This window comes from Rhodococcus sp. FW305-130 (assembly GCF_058788335.1).
Genome location: NZ_JBYTAP010000001.1, coordinates 1190799 through 1207784, shown reverse-complemented (window position 1 = coordinate 1207784; position 16986 = coordinate 1190799). Strand labels below are relative to the sequence as shown.

Sequence of the window (16986 nt, the reverse complement as noted above, 5' to 3'; positions counted from 1 at the left end):
GGCCGTCACGACAGCGCTTCGCGCACCTCGTCGATCGCGTCGTGCATCATCTGCTCGTACACATCGATGTCCGGAATCGAGGCCGGACTGCTGGTGATGCTGATCGTCACAGTGTCCCCGATCCCGTGTACGCCGTGGGTCAACGACATGACCGGCGACAAACTCGGGAAGCCCGCTGTGAACCGAACGACGCCGCCTCCGAGCACCAGATCCGCGTCACCGCGCGCGACACTCGACACCACGGTGTTTCCAGTGACCTCGTCGGGTACTGCCGTGAAATCGTATTGCTGCACGCCCCAACGGACCAGCGGGCCGGGAACCGCGTTCAGCGCGAGATCCGACGCTGCGCTGGATGGATGGGACGCACGTGCGCGACGCTCGTCCATCGACTCCCTGATCAATTGGGCTCGCTCACGAAGATCATCGACTTCCGGGAACAGCCCGACACCTGCATTGCGGAAGTGATTGCGCGCCGTGGGTGTACCTGCCTTGGCGATGGTCACCTCAGCTCCCAATTCGGGCGGTACCGAGCCGTCTCGCTCGGTGAGGTAGTTCGCCATCGCTACCGAGATGGCTGTCATCGCTCCGACTGTGACGGATACGCCGTCGCCACGGAAATCTGCGCTGTCCCGCACGACCATGCGCACCAGTCGGTGCGGTCCGGGAGGGATGTTCGAGCGCACCTTGGGACGGCTCGCCGCCTGCGGCGCAACAACTCCCGATTCGGTGTCCGCCTGCAGCTGTAACTGCGCGCGGTGCCCCGCCCGGCCGTCGCGGAACAGCGAAACAAGTTGGCCCGGAAGGCGCAGGGCGGCGCGGCCCAGAATCTCGGCTGATCCGCTACGCCGCACGTCCGTCTTCTGCTTCGCGGGCGGTTGCGGCGAGAACAGCTGGCGAGCAATCGCCGACGCGCGTTTGCCGTCCGCCAGAGAATGAGCGACCTGCAGAACTGCGATCAGCGCCGGGCCACTGCAGCGCGGCACGCCGGTGACGCCGTGAAACAGGTGCAGCGTCCACGGGGACTCGCGCGGGTCGACGTGGTTCTCGAGTAGTTTCTCGATTCCGTGAATGCACGAGAGCCACGAGTTTTCGGGCAGCTCATGCACTCTCACCAAGGAGGCGTCGACCGGCATGGGCTCCCACACCGGATAGTCGAGGTGCCACGGTGATTCACGAATCCGAACATTGAGATCCGGAACGAGCGACGCTCTTTCCACCACCGAGCGTCGTAGCTCGTCCATGTGCTGGCTCTGCCCGTCGAAACAGTAGAGCAGCAACTGATCGTTCGGGATCTTCTCCGAAATCCAGAAGGTTTGGGCATCGGTGGGCGTCATCCGTAACACCGGGAGACGGTACCACCGGCTTGTCAGCTCTTTTCTGCAGCAGCTTTCAGCTGGGACAGGCCCTTCTCGAAATCCTTTCCGACAAGCTTGTCCATGCTGAAGATGAAACCGAAGATCTTGAAGAACAGATTCTTCTTTCCGGTCATCTTCCACGTCACCTGAACTTCACCGGAATTCGGCGAGATGAGAAACGTGGTGACGTTCTGCGCCTTGAACGGCTTGAGGAAGGCCAGGTCCAAAACTACTCGTTCATTCGGGACGGATTCGGTGATCACCATCGAACCGGAGCCCGCCTTCTTGTTTCCCGCCCAGGCGTACGAAGCCCCGACGCCCGCGTCAGGCCCCGCGTACGTACGCTGCATCGCCGGGTCGAGACCTTCCCACGGCGACCACTGAGTCCACTGATGGAAATCGTTGATCAACGCGAAGACGACCGGTGCTTCTGCCTTGACGATCTTCGTACGTTCTACCAGGAATTCGTTGGAATTCTGCGAAGCCATCGTCGATCTCCAATTCTCGGGCGTGACAAGTGTTCGGAATTATCCACGGTCGACGAGATCGGAGCGAGTCGACACTCAGTCCCGCAGGCACAGGCAGAAATAGTGACCGACCGGGTCGCGGTACACGCGGAAAGTCTGATGCTCCGGAATGTCGGTCACCCGCTGCGCTCCAAGGTTCGTCACCCAAGCCTCGGCGGGGTCGAGAGAATCCACGAACAGATCCAGATGGATCCCGACACCGGAGGTCGGCCAGTCCACCGGAACAAAATCCGGAGCGAGCTGAAACGCGAGCCGCTCCCCGCCGGGCCCTTCGATCACGTGCCAATCATCCTCGTCGCGAACACTTTTCCACTCGAGGACCTGGACGTAGAAGTTGGCCAATGCAGCCGGATCCGGGCAGTCCAGGACTGCGTAGTCCATACCGATGTTCGGGCGCGTCACTGTGCCTTCTTCTCCTGAACTTTCTTACGCACGAACAACAACGGAAGAACCAACGTCGCAACGGCGGTTACCAGCCACACGACGACGGTTCCCAGAATCCACGTCGAGACACCGGAGATCGACAGATTGGAGAAGAGCGACGCCACCAACAGCGCGACAAATGTCGACACCAATCCGATTCCGCCGAGAAATGCCGGTGCATGGCGCTTTGCCACCGTGGCGATGAACGGCGCCAGGACCGACTGCGCAATCGCAAAGATCACGACCGCAACGATGAATCCGGATGTGGGCGCCGAGAAGCCCGAAAGAATCAACGACGCAACTAGAAGCCCGACAGCGGCAGAACCCAGGAAGATCGCGGCGCGAATCAGGAAGCTGATCATTTGTTGATCCTATATGTCGGATATCGAGGAGAACAGATATTCACAATCCCAGAGATTCCTGCACCTCTCGCAATGTCCGGGCAGAAGATCGGAGCCCCGAAGCCTCTCTTTCCGATAGCGGTACTTCGAGGACTCGGCCGGCACCAGCACGACCAACCATCGTGGGAAGGGACAGGCAAACGTGCTCGAGTCCGTGGACGCCGCTCTGCAAAGTCGACACCGGCAGAACCCGTTGTTTGTCCCGCAACACGACTTCCGCGATGAATGCGCTCGACAATCCGATGGCGAGGTTGGTCGCACCCTTACCCTCGATGATCTCGTAAGCACTCTCGACTACAGACTTCGCTACTTTCGCGCGTAGGTCGGGGCCGAGGACGCCAGCCGACGGTCCCACGAACGAGGTTGCCGGCACTCCGCCGATGGTTGCGCTCGACCAGAGTGGAATCTCGGAATCCCCGTGCTCGCCCACGATGAAGGCATGAACGTTCTCCACCGCGACTCCGAGTTCGGTAGCCAGCAGGAATCGCAATCGGGCCGTGTCCAGCACGGTCCCAGATCCGAAAATTCGGCCGCGGTACGACGGTCCCGCGGCCTGGATCGCTGCGTAGGTCGCCACGTCGACCGGGTTGGTGACGAAGAGAAGGACCGCGTCCGGTGACACCGCAAACAGTTGTTCGGTCAGTGTCTGCGCGATCTTGACGTTCACCGCGGCAAGTTCGAGCCGCGACTGACCGGGATGCTGTTTGGCGCCCGCGGTGACGACGACCAAGTCGGATCCCGCGGTGACCGAGATGTCATCGCCTCCGTCGACAGTGCACGGCGGTGTGAACTGGGTGCCGTGGTTGAGATCGAGAACTTCGGCCCGGACCTTTGCGCTGTTGGTGTCGTAGAGGGCGAGCGCGTCGGCCGATCCGCGTATCAGGCACGCATACGCAATTGCGGTGCCGACGCTTCCCGCACCGACAACGGACAATTTTCGTCTGGATGAACGATTCGGCGTCGTCATGGGTAAATGGTGCTCGCTCGATAACGATTTCGCAGTACAACGGATTGCCAGTCTCTTCTCAGGGTTTGGATGCAGACCTCTCAGAATCGACGTGGATGATCGCTGACATGGCTGAGGTAACCGTTCTTGCAGTTGGCGGCACCGGCGAATCCCACGTCGGCGACCACGGCGCCCGTGTGCGCGGACTCCTCAGTGCCGTCACCGACGAACTCGACAGTCGATTCGATTCTCGCTGGGTCGCTTATCCCGCATCGTACGGTCCGGTCGCCGACGGCGGCCTGAGCTTTCGGCACAGCACCGCGATGGGTGTGAAAGCCCTCACCGCCGAAATCGCACAGACAGACGGCCCGGTCATGCTGATCGGATACTCACAGGGATGCACCGTGATCCGCTCGGCACTTCCGACGCTGAACAGCGCCAACGTCATCGGAGTCGGACTGATCTCCGATCCTCAACAACCGGCGGGCGTGATCGTAGGTTGTGAGGGACACGGAGTTGCCGGCGACGGACCCGAGATCCAGCCGTGGATTCCGGTCAAGTGGATCGGGCACCCGCAGGACATGATCTGTAATGCCAGCGACGACAGCTACATTCGCGATATCGCAGACTTGACGCGCTGGATGTCCTTCTCGCAGGCACGCGTGTGGGCAGGAAAGGTTTGGGAACTACTTCGTAGCAATGCTTTCCAGAATGCGCAGAAGACTCGTTTCAGTCCCAAACAGTGGCGTACCGATCTACGACGTATTCGCACCGCGTTCCTCGAAGTACTTGGTTACCTGCCGACGAAGTTGAACCTGAACCGATTTCAGCTCAAGAACCCTCGCGGCGGTAGACACATCAGCTACGCGATCGAACCTCTCGACGAGAGCGGACTGACCGGGTGTGAGCTTCTGGCGTCGTGGATGAAGGTCCACGCGAGCGGCGTCGGGCAGCGCATTCACGCGGCCTGACCTTTACCGTTAGTTTACCTAACGAACCCCGGCGAGCCATTCGACGCCTCTACGTTCCTTTCATGCAACTGAGCAGAATATTGTCGTGCGCCGCCGTGACCGTCGCACTCCCCCTCACCGCCCTGGCGGCCCCGGCCGCCGCATCGCCAACCGGCAGTCTCGACTGGTCCGGTTCGTTCGGTAGTTCAGCGCCCCAGCCGGTTTCGACGTTCGACGTCCAAGCCCACCGCGGCGGGCTCGGCCTGTACACGGAAAGCAGCCTGGCCGCGTTCGCGAATGCCCTCGAAATGGGCGTCAGCACACTGGAACTCGATACCCAGATCACCGAGGACGGGATCGCTGTCGTCACGCACGATCGTAAGATCTCGAACAAGAAATGCCTCGACACCGAGCCCGCAACTGCGGGTGACCCGGAGTTCCCGTACGTCGGCAAATTCGTCAACACGCTGAGCCTGCAGCAGATCAAGACCATGGACTGCGGCACTCTCCCCCTTGCCGGATACCCTGAGCAGCAGAATGTTCCGGGAGCGAAAATGCAGACGCTCGAAGAAGTGCTTGCCCTGGTGAAGTCGTACAACGCACCCGGAATCAAGCTCAACATCGAGACCAAGGTGGAAGCGGGAGCGCCTCACGAGACCGCCCCGCGTGAGCAGTTCGTCTCTGTAGTCCTCGATACGATCCGGGCAGCCGGATTGTTGGACAGCGTCACCATTCAGAGCTTCGACTGGGGCTCGCTCATGCTCACCCGTCAACTCGCGCCGAGTGTCCCCGTCGTTGCGCTCACAAACGGCGACTTTCTCCAGGTAGGCAAGGACGGAGCGTCACCGTGGCTCGGCGGTCTGGACATCGATGATTTCGGTGGCGACGGCATCGCGGCGGTAGCAACCTTTGGTGCCTCCGCCTACTCCCCCGTCCAAGGAACTCCGCAGGGCGGAAAGGTCGGGGATCCCGGTTTCACCCTCTATCCGACAGCCGACATGATCGCGAGCGCACATGCGCGTGGCATGAAGGTCATCCCGTGGACCGTCGATGATCCCGCCACCATGCACGCCCTGATCGACCTCGGTGTCGACGGGATCATCACCGACTACCCCGATCGTCTCCGAGCCGTTCTGGCCGAGCGAGGCATGCCACTACCTGCACCTGCGGTCAAGAAGTAGCCTCCACCGCGCACCGAAGCAGGTACCTGAACAGGTACTACGGCCGATGTCCCCGGGGTCCCGTCGGCCGCATCCTGGACAGGTACTTGCTCGGGTGATCGGAGGTGAATTCTGATGATGTCTTTGAAGGATCAGTTGGACAACTGCGAATACCTACTTGCCGACGCGGAAATGGCCGGCGACTGGAATGCTGTCCGGCGATTCAGGGAATACCGGCTCAGGCTCGTTCGACAACTGTGCAGGCAAAGGGCCGCCGGCCTCTGCGCCTAGAGGCCCGACCTCAACCGTATCTGAGCTGGTCCCTCTGGGCGGTTACGATCCGCCGTCGCCCGAGTCACAGTCGGGTGCTCTCACCAATTGAGCTACAGAAGGTATGGCCCGCAGTGCTTTTCGACTGCGATCTTTCTCTGCCGAACCATACGGGCCCGCATCTCGTCCGCGCTACTGATTTTCGAGTAGACGATCTACACCGACCACCGCTGTGAGTTCGGTTTCCGCGTCCCCGCGGGGACGTCCCCGTCGAGGCCACACCGAATCACCGCTGACCAGTAGTCGATGGGATGATGACCCGCGTGTCCATGTCCCCACCGCTGCCCGTCAAGAACGGGGTTGGCCCGACGCGCCTACGCATCCCGCTCTCTGGGCCGTGGGCGACGATCGCCGAGTACGTCGTAGCCAAGTTCGACCATCTGGACGCCGAGAACCTGTATCGGCGGTTCGACGACGGCGAGTTCGTAGATACCGACGGCCACTCGATCTGCCGGAGCACAGAACTCAGCGCGCACCGGTTCGTCTGGTACTACCGTGAGTTGCCGGCGGAGGACCCGGTGCCGTTCCACGAGGAGATCCTGCACACCGACGACGATCTCGTCGTCATCGACAAGCCACATTTTCTCCCGACCACTCCGAGCGGGCGATACCTGCGTGAGTCGGCGCTCATCCGCCTGCGGGTTCGTCTCGACAACCCAGATCTGACCCCGATCCATCGACTCGACCGCGGCACCGCAGGGGTGGTGATGTTCTCGGCCCGCCCCGCGACGCGCGGCGCGTACCAGTCACTGTTCGAGAAGCGGCAGGTCACGAAGGTCTACGAGGCGGTGTCGGCGCGACCCACCCGGCGGGGCCAGGATTCACCAGCGCTCGACGTCCCTCTCGTTTACCGCAACCACATCGAAGCTCGACGCGGCGAGTTGCGAGTCGTCGTCGACGACAGCCGTGAACCCAACTCCGAGACCATGATCGAGGCGCGAGGGATGGGCGTGAGCGCCTCCGGACGTACAGTGCTGCATACGGTTCTGCGTCCGCGGTCCGGACGGATGCACCAGTTGCGGGTGCATTTGGCAGCTCTCGGCGCCGGGATCCTGGGCGACCGGCGATACCCCGACCTACTTCCCGACGCGCCGGACGATCATTCTCTCCCACTCCAATTGCTCGCGAGGGAACTCGAATTCACCGACCCGTTGTCGGGGAGAGCGCGGCGGTTCGTCACCCGTCGGACGCTCAGCGAGAGTCTGACGGCTAAAGCGTCCGTCTGCCGCCTGTGCCCTCAGGCACCTGGAGACCGTCACTGGCCTGGCACCAGGCGAAGTCACGGTGGTGGACCGGCGGCGACCACACCGTCCTCGTGAAAGACGCTGGGAGATCCCGCGACGGCCGGACTGCTCGAGATTCTCTCGGAGCATGCGGGGGCGATCATCGCCCCGATTAATCAAACGGCGTGGTTGTTCCTGGTGTGAACGTGCACCTCAGCCTCTCCCGACGCCGACGGCAAACCCCGCAGAGCCGCAGAACCCGCGGAACCGCGGAACCGCGGATGACTTGTTCCGGACTCTGCGGGTACTGCTGCGGACGGACGATGAATAGGCCGCTGACCAGTGTCCTTAAATATTGAATCGGAACGCCAGTACGTTCCGGCACACATAGGCATCTGCCGGCGACGAATCACGTGGACGCGGCTCATGAGGCACTCCAGGGGTGATCAGTTCGACGTCGGCGCACACGGAGAAATCTTTGTTGTTGCGGGAAGTGCACCGTTGTTGCGGGAAGTGCACGCAACCCGAGCGGTCTGGTCGGGCCAGCCTTCGCAGGCCCTGTTCTGTCGCACCAACCCGTCATAATGACGTTGTTCGGGCTGCGCGAGGTGAAGTGAGGTCAGCAGGTGAGCGAAGTGGACGCAACCGCGCGTCGGGTTCGGTTCTATGGCGTACATGACATGGCAGCAGCTTGGCACGTCCCGCGCGTCGCAGAGCTTGCTGAGGGGTTCGACCCTAAGAGTGTCCCCACGAGCACTGAGGACATGCTTGAGCTCCACAACGTTCAGCAGTATCTCGAACATGGTTTCTTGCCGAACGCCTACTCCGAGGAACAGCGCAACCAAGCTAAGGCACTGATTCCTCAGATCCACAGTGCGGTGGCGCGGTACTTTTCGTCGGTCGACAACACGAACTTCGCAGCCACAGTGGCTGGTGTCGGCCACGACTATCACGGGGATCTTCTGCACTTGCTCGGCCGGAACAAGGCCTTCGAACGTTGCGACAGCGCGACGGTCCTTCCCGCGCTCTCCGCGGCAGGTGTGCACCTAGGGGAATTGCTCGCGAGCAAGAAGCTTGTGCAGGCCTATGACGCCGAGATACGGGATGAGTTGCGTGCTTCCTCTCGTGGTGCTGAGCATTTGGTTCGAAAGTACCTGCAGGACGATGTGAAAGGAGAGATACATCTTCCACCGAGCTTCACTCAAGTCGACGCTCGCGAACTGCTGGAGGGCTACGTCGACAGCGAGGACGCTAACCCCAACTACGTTGGGCTGATTGCGACTGCCAAGGAGTGTTCTCTGTCCGGAATCGACGCCAAGCTCAAGCTGCGTGCGAAGCGACGCTCCGACGAGATAAGCGCGAACTTCTTCAACGAGAACCAGGGCTTCAAGACTGGATGTGAGGTGGGCATCTCCGAAACCCAAGATGATCCAGTTGTGTTCGAATTGGACACCTCGGAGGAGTTGGTCTGCCGGTACATATACAGCGGTCGGTGGCTGGAAGAAAGCAGCGACAACCCCGGTATCCTCAACAACTTTCTGCACCTCTTCGAGTTCGCTGACCTTCAAGCGCTGCTGCTCCTTCCGTCCTACCCGGCGTATTTAGGCGTCATGGAACGGTTCATGGGGGCCACAGGAAAGAACGAGTACAAGATCGGCGCAGCCTTTCGAGCCATCGACATGAGCACCCTGCTCCAGACGCGCCTCTACCACTGCTTCCTAGAGTCGAAGGACATCGACCTGGAGCAGGTCATCTCTTGGTTCTTCGAGGAGTACCTCGTTAAGGAATTCGGCGCCTCAAACTTCTCGTTCACCCCGTCAGACAGGGGGTCGTCATACCTCCAGAAGGTGAGGCACCTTTTCGCCGAGATGGAAAGCGTCGCAAATCAATTCACCCTGTTCGCCAGAGACGGCGAACTCGACCGCGATCTGCTCGCCATGGGATCTGAGCAGGTCAAATACAAGGAGATACCAAGCCTCCTCGACGGTAAGTACGTCTGCTCATCCGAAAGTGAGGAAATTGCTGGCATCCTCCACCACCTGTTCTCCGACCAATCGAGGCTCCACTACATCAATGAGTCCCTGAACGCGGACAACGCAGCAACGCTTCTTCTGGAGAACCAGATTGCGTACGACGACTTCGAGGACTACCAGAAGCCAACCGTCGACCACCTGATCAAACTGGGAGTTCTTGAAGATACTGGAGCGCGAGTTCAGCTCGCGAACTCGGAGCAGTACCTCATCCTCAAAGCACTGTTCGCCACTCAAGCAGCTAGCTACTATCACCTCTCAGATGCCGGGCGGGCGACGGCAGACGACATGGTGACGAAGGGCTGGACAACGCGCTCCTCCTCGTTGCTGACAGATGCGGAAGGGAAGTACTTCAACTACTTCCTCAACGGGGTGGACTTCAGCAACGGACCTCAGCTGCGAAACAAGTACCTTCACGGGGCACAAGCCGGTATGGATGGCGACGATGCCCACTTCAGGACTTACATCACCGCGCTACGACTGACCGTGGCACTGGTCATCAAGATAAACGACGACTTCTGTCTCGCAGCGCCCGAGGATGACGATGGCTAAGAATCACTGCTCTCACGTCCTGGCTCTGCGTACATTCGCATGGCTTCGCAATGTCGCAGCAGGCAACGAGGTGGGAGCTAGCAGCAAAGCCGAACCGCATGATCTCCCAGACCTTGTGCCCTGCGTTCCAACTATCTGGACCCCTGGAACGAACTAGATACCCCGCGAAAGTCAGTCCCCAGCGCGTCAACGATTCTAGCCACGTCCGCTGCGGGCGCTGCGCGATGGAAGTGAATGCTCCCGGCAGCGCTTTCGCGACTCGGAGCCTGCGAGTGCGAAGAGCCCAAGCGCCCGCTCGGAGCTCAGAAGTACGCTGGCTGACAGACCCCGTCAGCCCGAGCCTGTGTAGATGGCGCGAAAGGACTGACTACGCGGAGCTTTCGCCTCTTTCGCTCCCCACGAATTCGACTGTGAGAGCTGCGAACTCACGCGCGGAGGAGTCGATGCCTCGGAAGTAGTCGACATTCTCACGGGCGCCGCTTCGTTGACGCTCGCGAAGAGAAAGTTTAGGAACAGAAACCTGCTCCGTGTGTGAGGAACAGAGCGGCCTCGTATCGCTGCCACAGGGGCCACGCCACCAAAGCAGCACCTCAGACCAATGAAGCACTAGATCGCCTTCGCCTGAAAGCTCGGGTGAGACGCCGGAGGGCAATTGTGCAGCCGCGAGGACAGTTCTCCCTGCGGCTGCACAATTGCCCTGCAGCAGTACCGCGGATTTAGACGTTGAAGCGGAACTCCACCACATCGCCGTCGGCCATGACGTATTCCTTGCCCTCCATGCGGACCTTGCCGGCAGCCTTGGCTGCGGCCATGGAACCCGCCTCGACGAGGTCGTCGAAGGACACGATTTCAGCCTTGATGAAGCCACGCTCGAAGTCGGTGTGAATGACGCCGGCAGCCTGGGGCGCGGTGTCACCCTTGTGGATCGTCCAGGCGCGAGCTTCCTTCGGACCAGCCGTCAGGTAGGTCTGCAGTCCGAGGGTGTGGAAGCCGGTGCGCGCGAGAGCGTGCAGGCCCGGCTCGGTCTGACCGATCGAGTCGAGCATTTCCTGGCGGTCTTCCTCGTCGAGCTCGAGGAGTTCCTGCTCGACCTTCGCGTCGAGGAACACAGCGTCGGCCGGTGCGACGGATGCGCGCAATTCCGCAACCTTCGCTGCGTCGGTGAGCACAGACTCGTCGGCGTTGAAGACGTACAGGAAGGGCTTGGTGGTGAGCAGGCTCAGTTCACGCAGCAGCGAGAAGTCGAGCTTGTCCTTGACGCTGAACAGCGTCGTGCCCTCGTTGAGGAAGGCCTGGGCCTTGAGTGCCTCGTCGTGGGCCGGCTTGAGCTCCTTGTTCTTGCGAGCTTCCTTGTCCAGACGCGGGAGAGCCTTCTCCAAGGTCTGCATGTCCGCGATCACGAGCTCGGTCTCGATGACCTCGATATCGGAGGCCGGGTCGACCTTGCCGTCGACGTGGATGACGTCGTCGTCGGCGAAGACGCGAACTACCTGGCAGATGGCGTCCGCTTCACGGATGTTGGCCAGGAACTTGTTGCCAAGGCCTGCGCCCTCGGACGCGCCCTTCACGATTCCCGCGATGTCGACGAACGACACGGTCGCGGGGAGGATGCGCTCGGAGCCGAAGATCTCGGCGAGCTTCTGCAGCCGCGGATCGGGCAGCTCGACCAGGCCGACGTTGGGTTCGATGGTCGCGAACGGGTAGTTCGCTGCCAACACGTCGTTGTTGGTCAGTGCATTGAAAAGGGTGGACTTGCCGACGTTGGGCAGTCCGACGATTCCGAGGGTAAGGCTCACGGTCTGTGGATTCTACGGCCTCGCAGCGACGTGACGGGTACTCGCCCCACCGTCACGTCGCGGCAGGTGATCAGTTGTAGGTATACGAATCGACGGACGACACGATCGCAACCAGGAAGATGACGTAGAACGCGATGAACAGCACCCAGCAGATGACGGCTATGAGGAGCGAGATCTGCCCGAGCTTCTTCACGCGCTCGGACGCGTACTGCGCGCCCTGGTGATCGCCCATCGCCCACTTCGGGTAGATGTCGTGGAGATGGTTGAACGCGGCGAACGCGATAGGCCAGAAGAAGATGATCGACGCGACGGCCCATCCCGCGTTGGACTTCGGCGGACCGTACTGAGGCGCCGCGTACGTGGGTGCGGCGCTGTACTGCTGGGTCGCGCTGTACTGCTGACCGGTCGGATACTGCTGTCCGGCTGAGTACTGCGGGTCGGTCGGGTACTGCTGGCCCGTCGGATACTCCTGGCCGGCTGAATATTGCTGACCGGCTGAATACTGCTGGCCCGCCGGATACTGCTGTTCCTTCGGATACTGCTGCTCTTTCGGATCCTGCGGGTCGGTCGGATATTGCGGTTCGGTCATCATTCCCCCAAAGAGTCGGATTCGGTTCTCTATCGCAGAACCTAGTGGAGACTTACCGCTGCCGTGTCACAGTGGGCGCCTACGCTCTCGAGGTGACTCGGATGCTGATCGTGCTCTTGATATGGATGGTGGGTCTCGGCACCGCCGCGCTCGCAATTGTCGCCTCGCCCGGATGGTGGGTGATCGCTGTCGTCACTCTCGCGCTGGCGGCGATGGGCACCTACGACCTCACTCAGAAGTCCCACAGCATCCTCCGCAACTATCCGGTCCTGGGGCACGCGCGATTCCTCCTCGAGAAGATTCGACCGGAGATCCAGCAGTACTTCGTCGAATCATCCACCGATGGAATGCCATTCGATCGCGAAACGCGGGATCTGGTTTACGAGCGGGCAAAGGGAACACTGGCGGAAGAGCCCTTCGGGACCGAGCGCGACGTCAATGCGATCGGCTACGAGTTCATGACGCATTCGATTCGCGCACGGACCGCCCCCGACACCGTTCCGCGAGTTCGCCTCGGCGGACGCGATTGCACGAAGCCGTACGACATCGCTCTCTTGAACGTCTCCGCGATGAGCTTCGGGTCGTTGTCCGCCAACGCAATCGAGGCCCTCAACGCCGGCGCCGCCAAAGGCGGCTTCGCCCACGACACCGGCGAAGGCGCGATCAGTCCGTATCACCGCAAACACGGCGGCGATCTGATCTGGGAAATTGCCTCGGGATATTTCGGATGCCGAACCGAGGACGGCCGATTCGATCCTGACCGTTTTGCCGAGCGTGCCGGCCTCGATCAGGTGAAGGCCATTTCGATCAAGCTCTCGCAAGGTGCGAAACCCGGGTTGGGTGGCGTGCTTCCCGGAGTCAAGGTCTCCCCCGAGATCGCTGAAACCCGCGGGGTACCCGTCGGCCAGACCGTGATTTCGCCACCCGCGCACACCGCGTTCAGCACCCCGGTCGAACTGGTCGATTTCATCGCGACCCTGCGCAAACTGTCGGGCGGCAAGCCGGTCGGGATGAAACTGTGCGTCGGCTCGCGTCGTGAATTCCTCGGAATCTGCAAGGCGATGATCGAACGCGGCATCACGCCCGACTTCATCATCGTGGACGGTTCCGAAGGCGGCACCGGCGCTGGTCCGGTGGAATTCGAGGACCACATGGGAATGCCGTTGACCGAAGGCCTGATGCTCGTGCACAACGCCTTGGTGGGAACCGGTCTGCGCGCTCTCGTGAAAGTCGGCGCTTCCGGAAAGGTGGCGAGCGGTTCCGACATCGTCAAACGCATCATCCAAGGCGCAGACTTCACGATGGCTGCCCGCGCAATGATGTTCGCAGTGGGCTGTATTCAGGCCCAGATGTGCCACACAAACCGCTGCCCGGTCGGCGTTGCCACTCAGGATCCGGCGCGCACCCGCGCACTCGACATCCCCGACAAGAGCGAGCGCGTCTACCGCTTCCAGAAGGCAACTGTCGCCAGCGCACAACAGATGATCGCGTCGATGGGCATCGATTCGTTCGACCAACTGCAACCGGGAATGCTCAACCGCCGCGTCGACGGTCTCACCACGCGTACCTATGCCGACCTGTTCGACTGGCTGATGCCGGGCGAACTGCTCGACTCCCCGCCGCAGAGCTGGCTCACCGATTGGATCGACGCCGACGCTCACCGATTCTGACGCCGGTCGACTCCCGCGCCACAGATCGCGCGGATTCACCCGTCTGGTCCTACAGTGACAGATGGCCCGCTGTGACGGCGGCCACACTGCACTAGTGGACGGAGTTCGACGATGAGCTTGACGACTGCGCCGGAACCAAATGTCGAGTACCTGAAAACCGATCCTGACCTGCCACCTGTCGGCGTCATCGACAAAACACCCATTTCCACCACTGCGCGCGTCGTCTTCCTCGTTCTCGGACTGGTCGGCGCGGGCTCCTGGTACATGATTGCGATCGTCCGCGGTGAACACATCAGCGCCGTGTGGTTCGTGTTGGCCGCAATCTGTACCTATCTGATCGCCTACCGCTTCTATGCGCGGTTGATCGAACGCAAGATCGTCAAGCCCCGCGACGACGTCGCAACTCCCGCCGAGATCATGGAGAACGGCGCCGACTACATGCCGACCGACCGTCGGGTGCTGTTCGGTCACCACTTCGCGGCAATCGCCGGTGCCGGTCCCCTGGTCGGACCCGTCCTGGCGGCGCAGATGGGATATCTTCCGGGAACGATCTGGATCATCGTCGGCGTGGTGTTCGCCGGGGCGGTGCAGGACTTCATGGTCCTGTGGATCTCGTCGAAGCGCCGCGGGCGCAGCCTCGGTCAGATGGCCCGCGAAGAACTCGGCCTCGTCGGCGGCGTCGCCGCATTGATCGGCGTGTTCGTCATCATGATCATCCTCATCGCGGTGCTCGGACTTGTGGTCGTCAATGCGCTCGCCGAGTCCCCGTGGGGTGTGTTCTCGATCGCGATGACCATCCCCATCGCCCTGTTCATGGGCGTGTACCTGCGGTATCTGCGGCCGGGCAAGGTTTCCGAAGTCTCCCTGATCGGCGTCGTCCTGCTTCTCCTGGCCATCGTCTCCGGTGGTTGGGTAGCCGATACCGGTTGGGGCGCAGACTGGTTCACACTCTCGAAGGTCACCATTGCGTGGCTGATGATCGCGTACGGATTCGCCGCTTCGGTGCTGCCCGTCTGGCTGCTCCTGGCACCGCGCGACTACTTGTCGACGTTCATGAAGGTCGGCACCATCGCGCTGCTGGCCATCGGAATTCTGGTCGCACGACCCGCGCTGAACATGCCTGCAGTGACGCCGTTCGCCTCCAACGGCGAAGGCCCGGCCTTTGCCGGTTCACTGTTCCCGTTTCTGTTCATCACCATTGCTTGTGGCGCACTCTCGGGCTTCCACGCGCTGATCGCGTCCGGCACGACGCCGAAGCTGCTCGAGAAGGAAAGCCAGACCAAGATGATCGGGTACGGCGGCATGCTGACCGAATCGTTTGTCGCGATCATGGCTCTGGTCACCGCCTGCATCCTCGATCAGCACCTGTACTTCGCACTCAACGCTCCCGCGGCGCTGACCGGTGGAACACCGGAAACCGCAGCCGAATACGTCAACAATCTGCCCCTCGGTACCGCCCCCATCACACCGGACGTGCTGACTCAGGCAGCCGAGGCCGTCGGGGAAGAATCGATCATCTCGAGAACCGGCGGCGCCCCGACCCTCGCGTTCGGCATGTCCGAAGTGCTCAGCGACGTCTTCGGCGGTGACTCGCTGAAATCGTTCTGGTACCACTTCGCGATCATGTTCGAGGCTCTCTTCATCCTCACCACGATCGATGCCGGCACTCGCGTCGCTCGATTCATGCTCTCGGACTCGCTCGGCAACTTCGGCGGTCCGGCAAAGAAGTTCAAGGACCCGTCGTGGCGCATCGGCGCGTGGCTGTGCTCGCTGATCGTGGTCGCTGCGTGGGGCGCGATCCTGCTCATGGGTGTCACCGATCCACTCGGCGGAATCAACACGCTCTTCCCGCTCTTCGGCATCGCCAACCAACTTCTGGCCGCGATCGCACTGACGGTGGTCATGACGATCGTCATGAAGAAGGGCCTGTTCAAATGGGCCTGGATCCCCGGCGTGCCATTGGTGTGGGACCTGGTCGTGACCATGACCGCGTCGTACCAGAAGATCTTCTCCGACAACCCCGCCATCGGTTACTGGGCTCAGCACAACGTGTTCAAGGATGCGAAGGCCGCAGGTGAGACGGCGCACGGTTCTGCGAAGACTCCGGAGGCCATCGATGCCGTCATTCGCAACACCTTCATTCAGGGCACGCTCTCGATCATCTTCGCGTCACTGGTGATTGTCGTGGTCATCGCCGGGATCATCGTATGTGCCAAGGCAATCCGAGCGGGCGGGCTGCCGACCACCGAGTCCCCGGAGGAACCGTCGAAGATCTTCGGTCCCGCAAGCTTCATTCCGACGCCCGCGGAGAAGGAAATCCAGAAGGAATGGGACGAGCTCATCAAAGCCGGGAAAGTCCGGGCACCCGGCGCCGCGCACGGAGGTGGGCACTGACCATGACCATGACGGCAAAACTCACCACAGCGTTCCGCGGAACGCTGTGGTGGGTTCGCTCGGTGATGGGTGATCTCGACTATCAGCGCTACGTCGAGCACACCCGACGCCACCACGCCGACTCACCGGTGATCAGCGAACGAGAGTTCTGGCGCCGCCGGCATGCAGCAGCCGACGCCAACCCGGGCGCCCGCTGCTGCTGAATCCGGTCAGGGGCAGGTGGCCTTCGCGAGTTCGTAAATGTGGCCGGCCTGCTCGTCGGTGGGTTTGTTGCCGTTGTTCTCGGCCAGGTCGGTGATCTTGGACTTGACCTCCGCCTCGTCCGTGCCGTTGGCGACCTCGGTGCACGTGGTCGTCAAGATCTCCTCGATGTCTGCGTCGTCGCGGTTCTCCGCCAATGGTGCGTAAGCCCCACGGAAGGTGGCGACGAACAACGCCGTCTTGCCCTGGTCGATGGCGTTGCCCGCTGACTGCTTCGCCGTCTCGAGCGCCTGTTGCCCGCTCGTGACTGCCTCGCTGATCTTGTTCTGCGCGTTGTCCTGATCCTCGGTGCTACACGCGGTGAGCCCGAGAACGACGATTGCTGCTGCCCCGACTGCTGCTGCGATTCTCATGACGGAAATGTTAGTCCGCCTGGCAT

15 protein-coding genes and 1 tRNA gene are annotated in these 16986 nt (G+C 61.5%); 7 read left to right on the top strand and 9 right to left on the bottom strand.

What is annotated here, in order from left to right:
* Positions 1 to 5: 5 nt before the first annotated feature.
* The 5 genes from AC3WQS_RS05840 to AC3WQS_RS05820 all read right to left on the bottom strand — a co-directional run bounded on the left by AC3WQS_RS05840 (position 6) and on the right by AC3WQS_RS05820 (position 3673).
* On the bottom strand, positions 6 to 1334 hold the full coding sequence (locus tag AC3WQS_RS05840; RefSeq protein ID WP_054188757.1) for a WS/DGAT domain-containing protein: 1329 nt from the start codon (positions 1332 to 1334) through the stop codon (positions 6 to 8).
* Positions 1335 to 1366: 32 nt separating this feature from the next.
* Positions 1367 to 1843, bottom strand: coding sequence for an SRPBCC family protein (locus AC3WQS_RS05835; RefSeq protein ID WP_030536240.1), 477 nt, complete (start codon positions 1841 to 1843; stop codon positions 1367 to 1369).
* Positions 1844 to 1918: 75 nt separating this feature from the next.
* The gene (locus AC3WQS_RS05830; protein WP_007726323.1) at positions 1919 to 2284 is read right to left on the bottom strand and encodes a VOC family protein; all 366 of its coding nucleotides are present in this window, start codon (positions 2282 to 2284) and stop codon (positions 1919 to 1921) included.
* Entirely contained in the window at positions 2281 to 2667 is a 387-nt protein-coding gene (locus AC3WQS_RS05825) for a phage holin family protein (protein WP_003945275.1), read from the bottom strand. The genes AC3WQS_RS05830 and AC3WQS_RS05825 overlap by 4 nt, the downstream gene beginning before the upstream one ends.
* 40 nt (positions 2668 to 2707) lie before the next feature.
* Positions 2708 to 3673, bottom strand: coding sequence for an L-lactate dehydrogenase (locus tag AC3WQS_RS05820; protein ID WP_492712978.1), 966 nt, complete (start codon positions 3671 to 3673; stop codon positions 2708 to 2710).
* Positions 3674 to 3780: 107 nt separating this feature from the next.
* On the opposite strand from AC3WQS_RS05820, the gene AC3WQS_RS05815 reads away from it, so the two are divergent.
* Both AC3WQS_RS05815 and AC3WQS_RS05810 read left to right on the top strand, forming a co-directional pair.
* Positions 3781 to 4623, top strand: coding sequence for a PE-PPE domain-containing protein (locus AC3WQS_RS05815; protein ID WP_054188948.1), 843 nt, complete (start codon positions 3781 to 3783; stop codon positions 4621 to 4623).
* Between the two features lie 62 nt (positions 4624 to 4685).
* The gene (locus tag AC3WQS_RS05810) at positions 4686 to 5783 is read left to right on the top strand and encodes a glycerophosphodiester phosphodiesterase family protein (protein WP_179090764.1); all 1098 of its coding nucleotides are present in this window, start codon (positions 4686 to 4688) and stop codon (positions 5781 to 5783) included.
* A gap of 296 nt (positions 5784 to 6079) precedes the next feature.
* Here AC3WQS_RS05810 and AC3WQS_RS05805 read toward each other — a convergent pair.
* A tRNA-His gene (locus AC3WQS_RS05805) sits at positions 6080 to 6155 on the bottom strand.
* A gap of 188 nt (positions 6156 to 6343) precedes the next feature.
* On the opposite strand from AC3WQS_RS05805, the gene AC3WQS_RS05800 reads away from it, so the two are divergent.
* A complete protein-coding gene (locus AC3WQS_RS05800) occupies positions 6344 to 7411 on the top strand; it encodes a pseudouridine synthase (RefSeq protein WP_492712977.1) in 1068 nt (355 codons plus the stop codon).
* A 584-nt stretch (positions 7412 to 7995) separates the two neighbouring features.
* Positions 7996 to 9897: a hypothetical protein gene (locus tag AC3WQS_RS05795; protein ID WP_492712976.1), complete on the top strand. Its 1902-nt coding sequence runs from the start codon at positions 7996 to 7998 to the stop codon at positions 9895 to 9897.
* A gap of 716 nt (positions 9898 to 10613) precedes the next feature.
* Here the strand turns inward: AC3WQS_RS05795 and ychF are convergent.
* Both ychF and AC3WQS_RS05785 read right to left on the bottom strand, forming a co-directional pair.
* Positions 10614 to 11693, bottom strand: coding sequence for a redox-regulated ATPase YchF (ychF, locus tag AC3WQS_RS05790; RefSeq protein WP_019744568.1), 1080 nt, complete (start codon positions 11691 to 11693; stop codon positions 10614 to 10616).
* A gap of 70 nt (positions 11694 to 11763) precedes the next feature.
* A complete protein-coding gene (locus AC3WQS_RS05785; protein ID WP_020970247.1) occupies positions 11764 to 12282 on the bottom strand; it encodes a CD225/dispanin family protein in 519 nt (172 codons plus the stop codon).
* 92 nt (positions 12283 to 12374) lie between these two features.
* On the opposite strand from AC3WQS_RS05785, the gene AC3WQS_RS05780 reads away from it, so the two are divergent.
* The 3 genes from AC3WQS_RS05780 (at position 12375) to AC3WQS_RS05770 (ending at position 16549) form a co-directional block, all read left to right on the top strand.
* Positions 12375 to 13952 (top strand): FMN-binding glutamate synthase family protein, encoded by a 1578-nt coding sequence (locus AC3WQS_RS05780; RefSeq protein WP_472795394.1) that lies wholly within the window; start codon positions 12375 to 12377, stop codon positions 13950 to 13952.
* A 111-nt stretch (positions 13953 to 14063) separates the two neighbouring features.
* Positions 14064 to 16346, top strand: a complete 2283-nt coding sequence (locus AC3WQS_RS05775; protein ID WP_019744571.1) for a carbon starvation CstA family protein — start codon at positions 14064 to 14066, stop codon at positions 16344 to 16346.
* 2 nt (positions 16347 to 16348) lie between these two features.
* The gene (locus tag AC3WQS_RS05770) at positions 16349 to 16549 is read left to right on the top strand and encodes a YbdD/YjiX family protein (RefSeq protein ID WP_019744572.1); all 201 of its coding nucleotides are present in this window, start codon (positions 16349 to 16351) and stop codon (positions 16547 to 16549) included.
* 6 nt (positions 16550 to 16555) lie between these two features.
* On the opposite strand, the gene AC3WQS_RS05765 is transcribed toward AC3WQS_RS05770, so the two are convergent.
* Complete coding sequence (locus AC3WQS_RS05765) at positions 16556 to 16960, bottom strand: hypothetical protein (RefSeq protein WP_019744573.1); 405 nt, start codon at positions 16958 to 16960, stop codon at positions 16556 to 16558.
* Positions 16961 to 16986 lie beyond the last annotated feature (26 nt).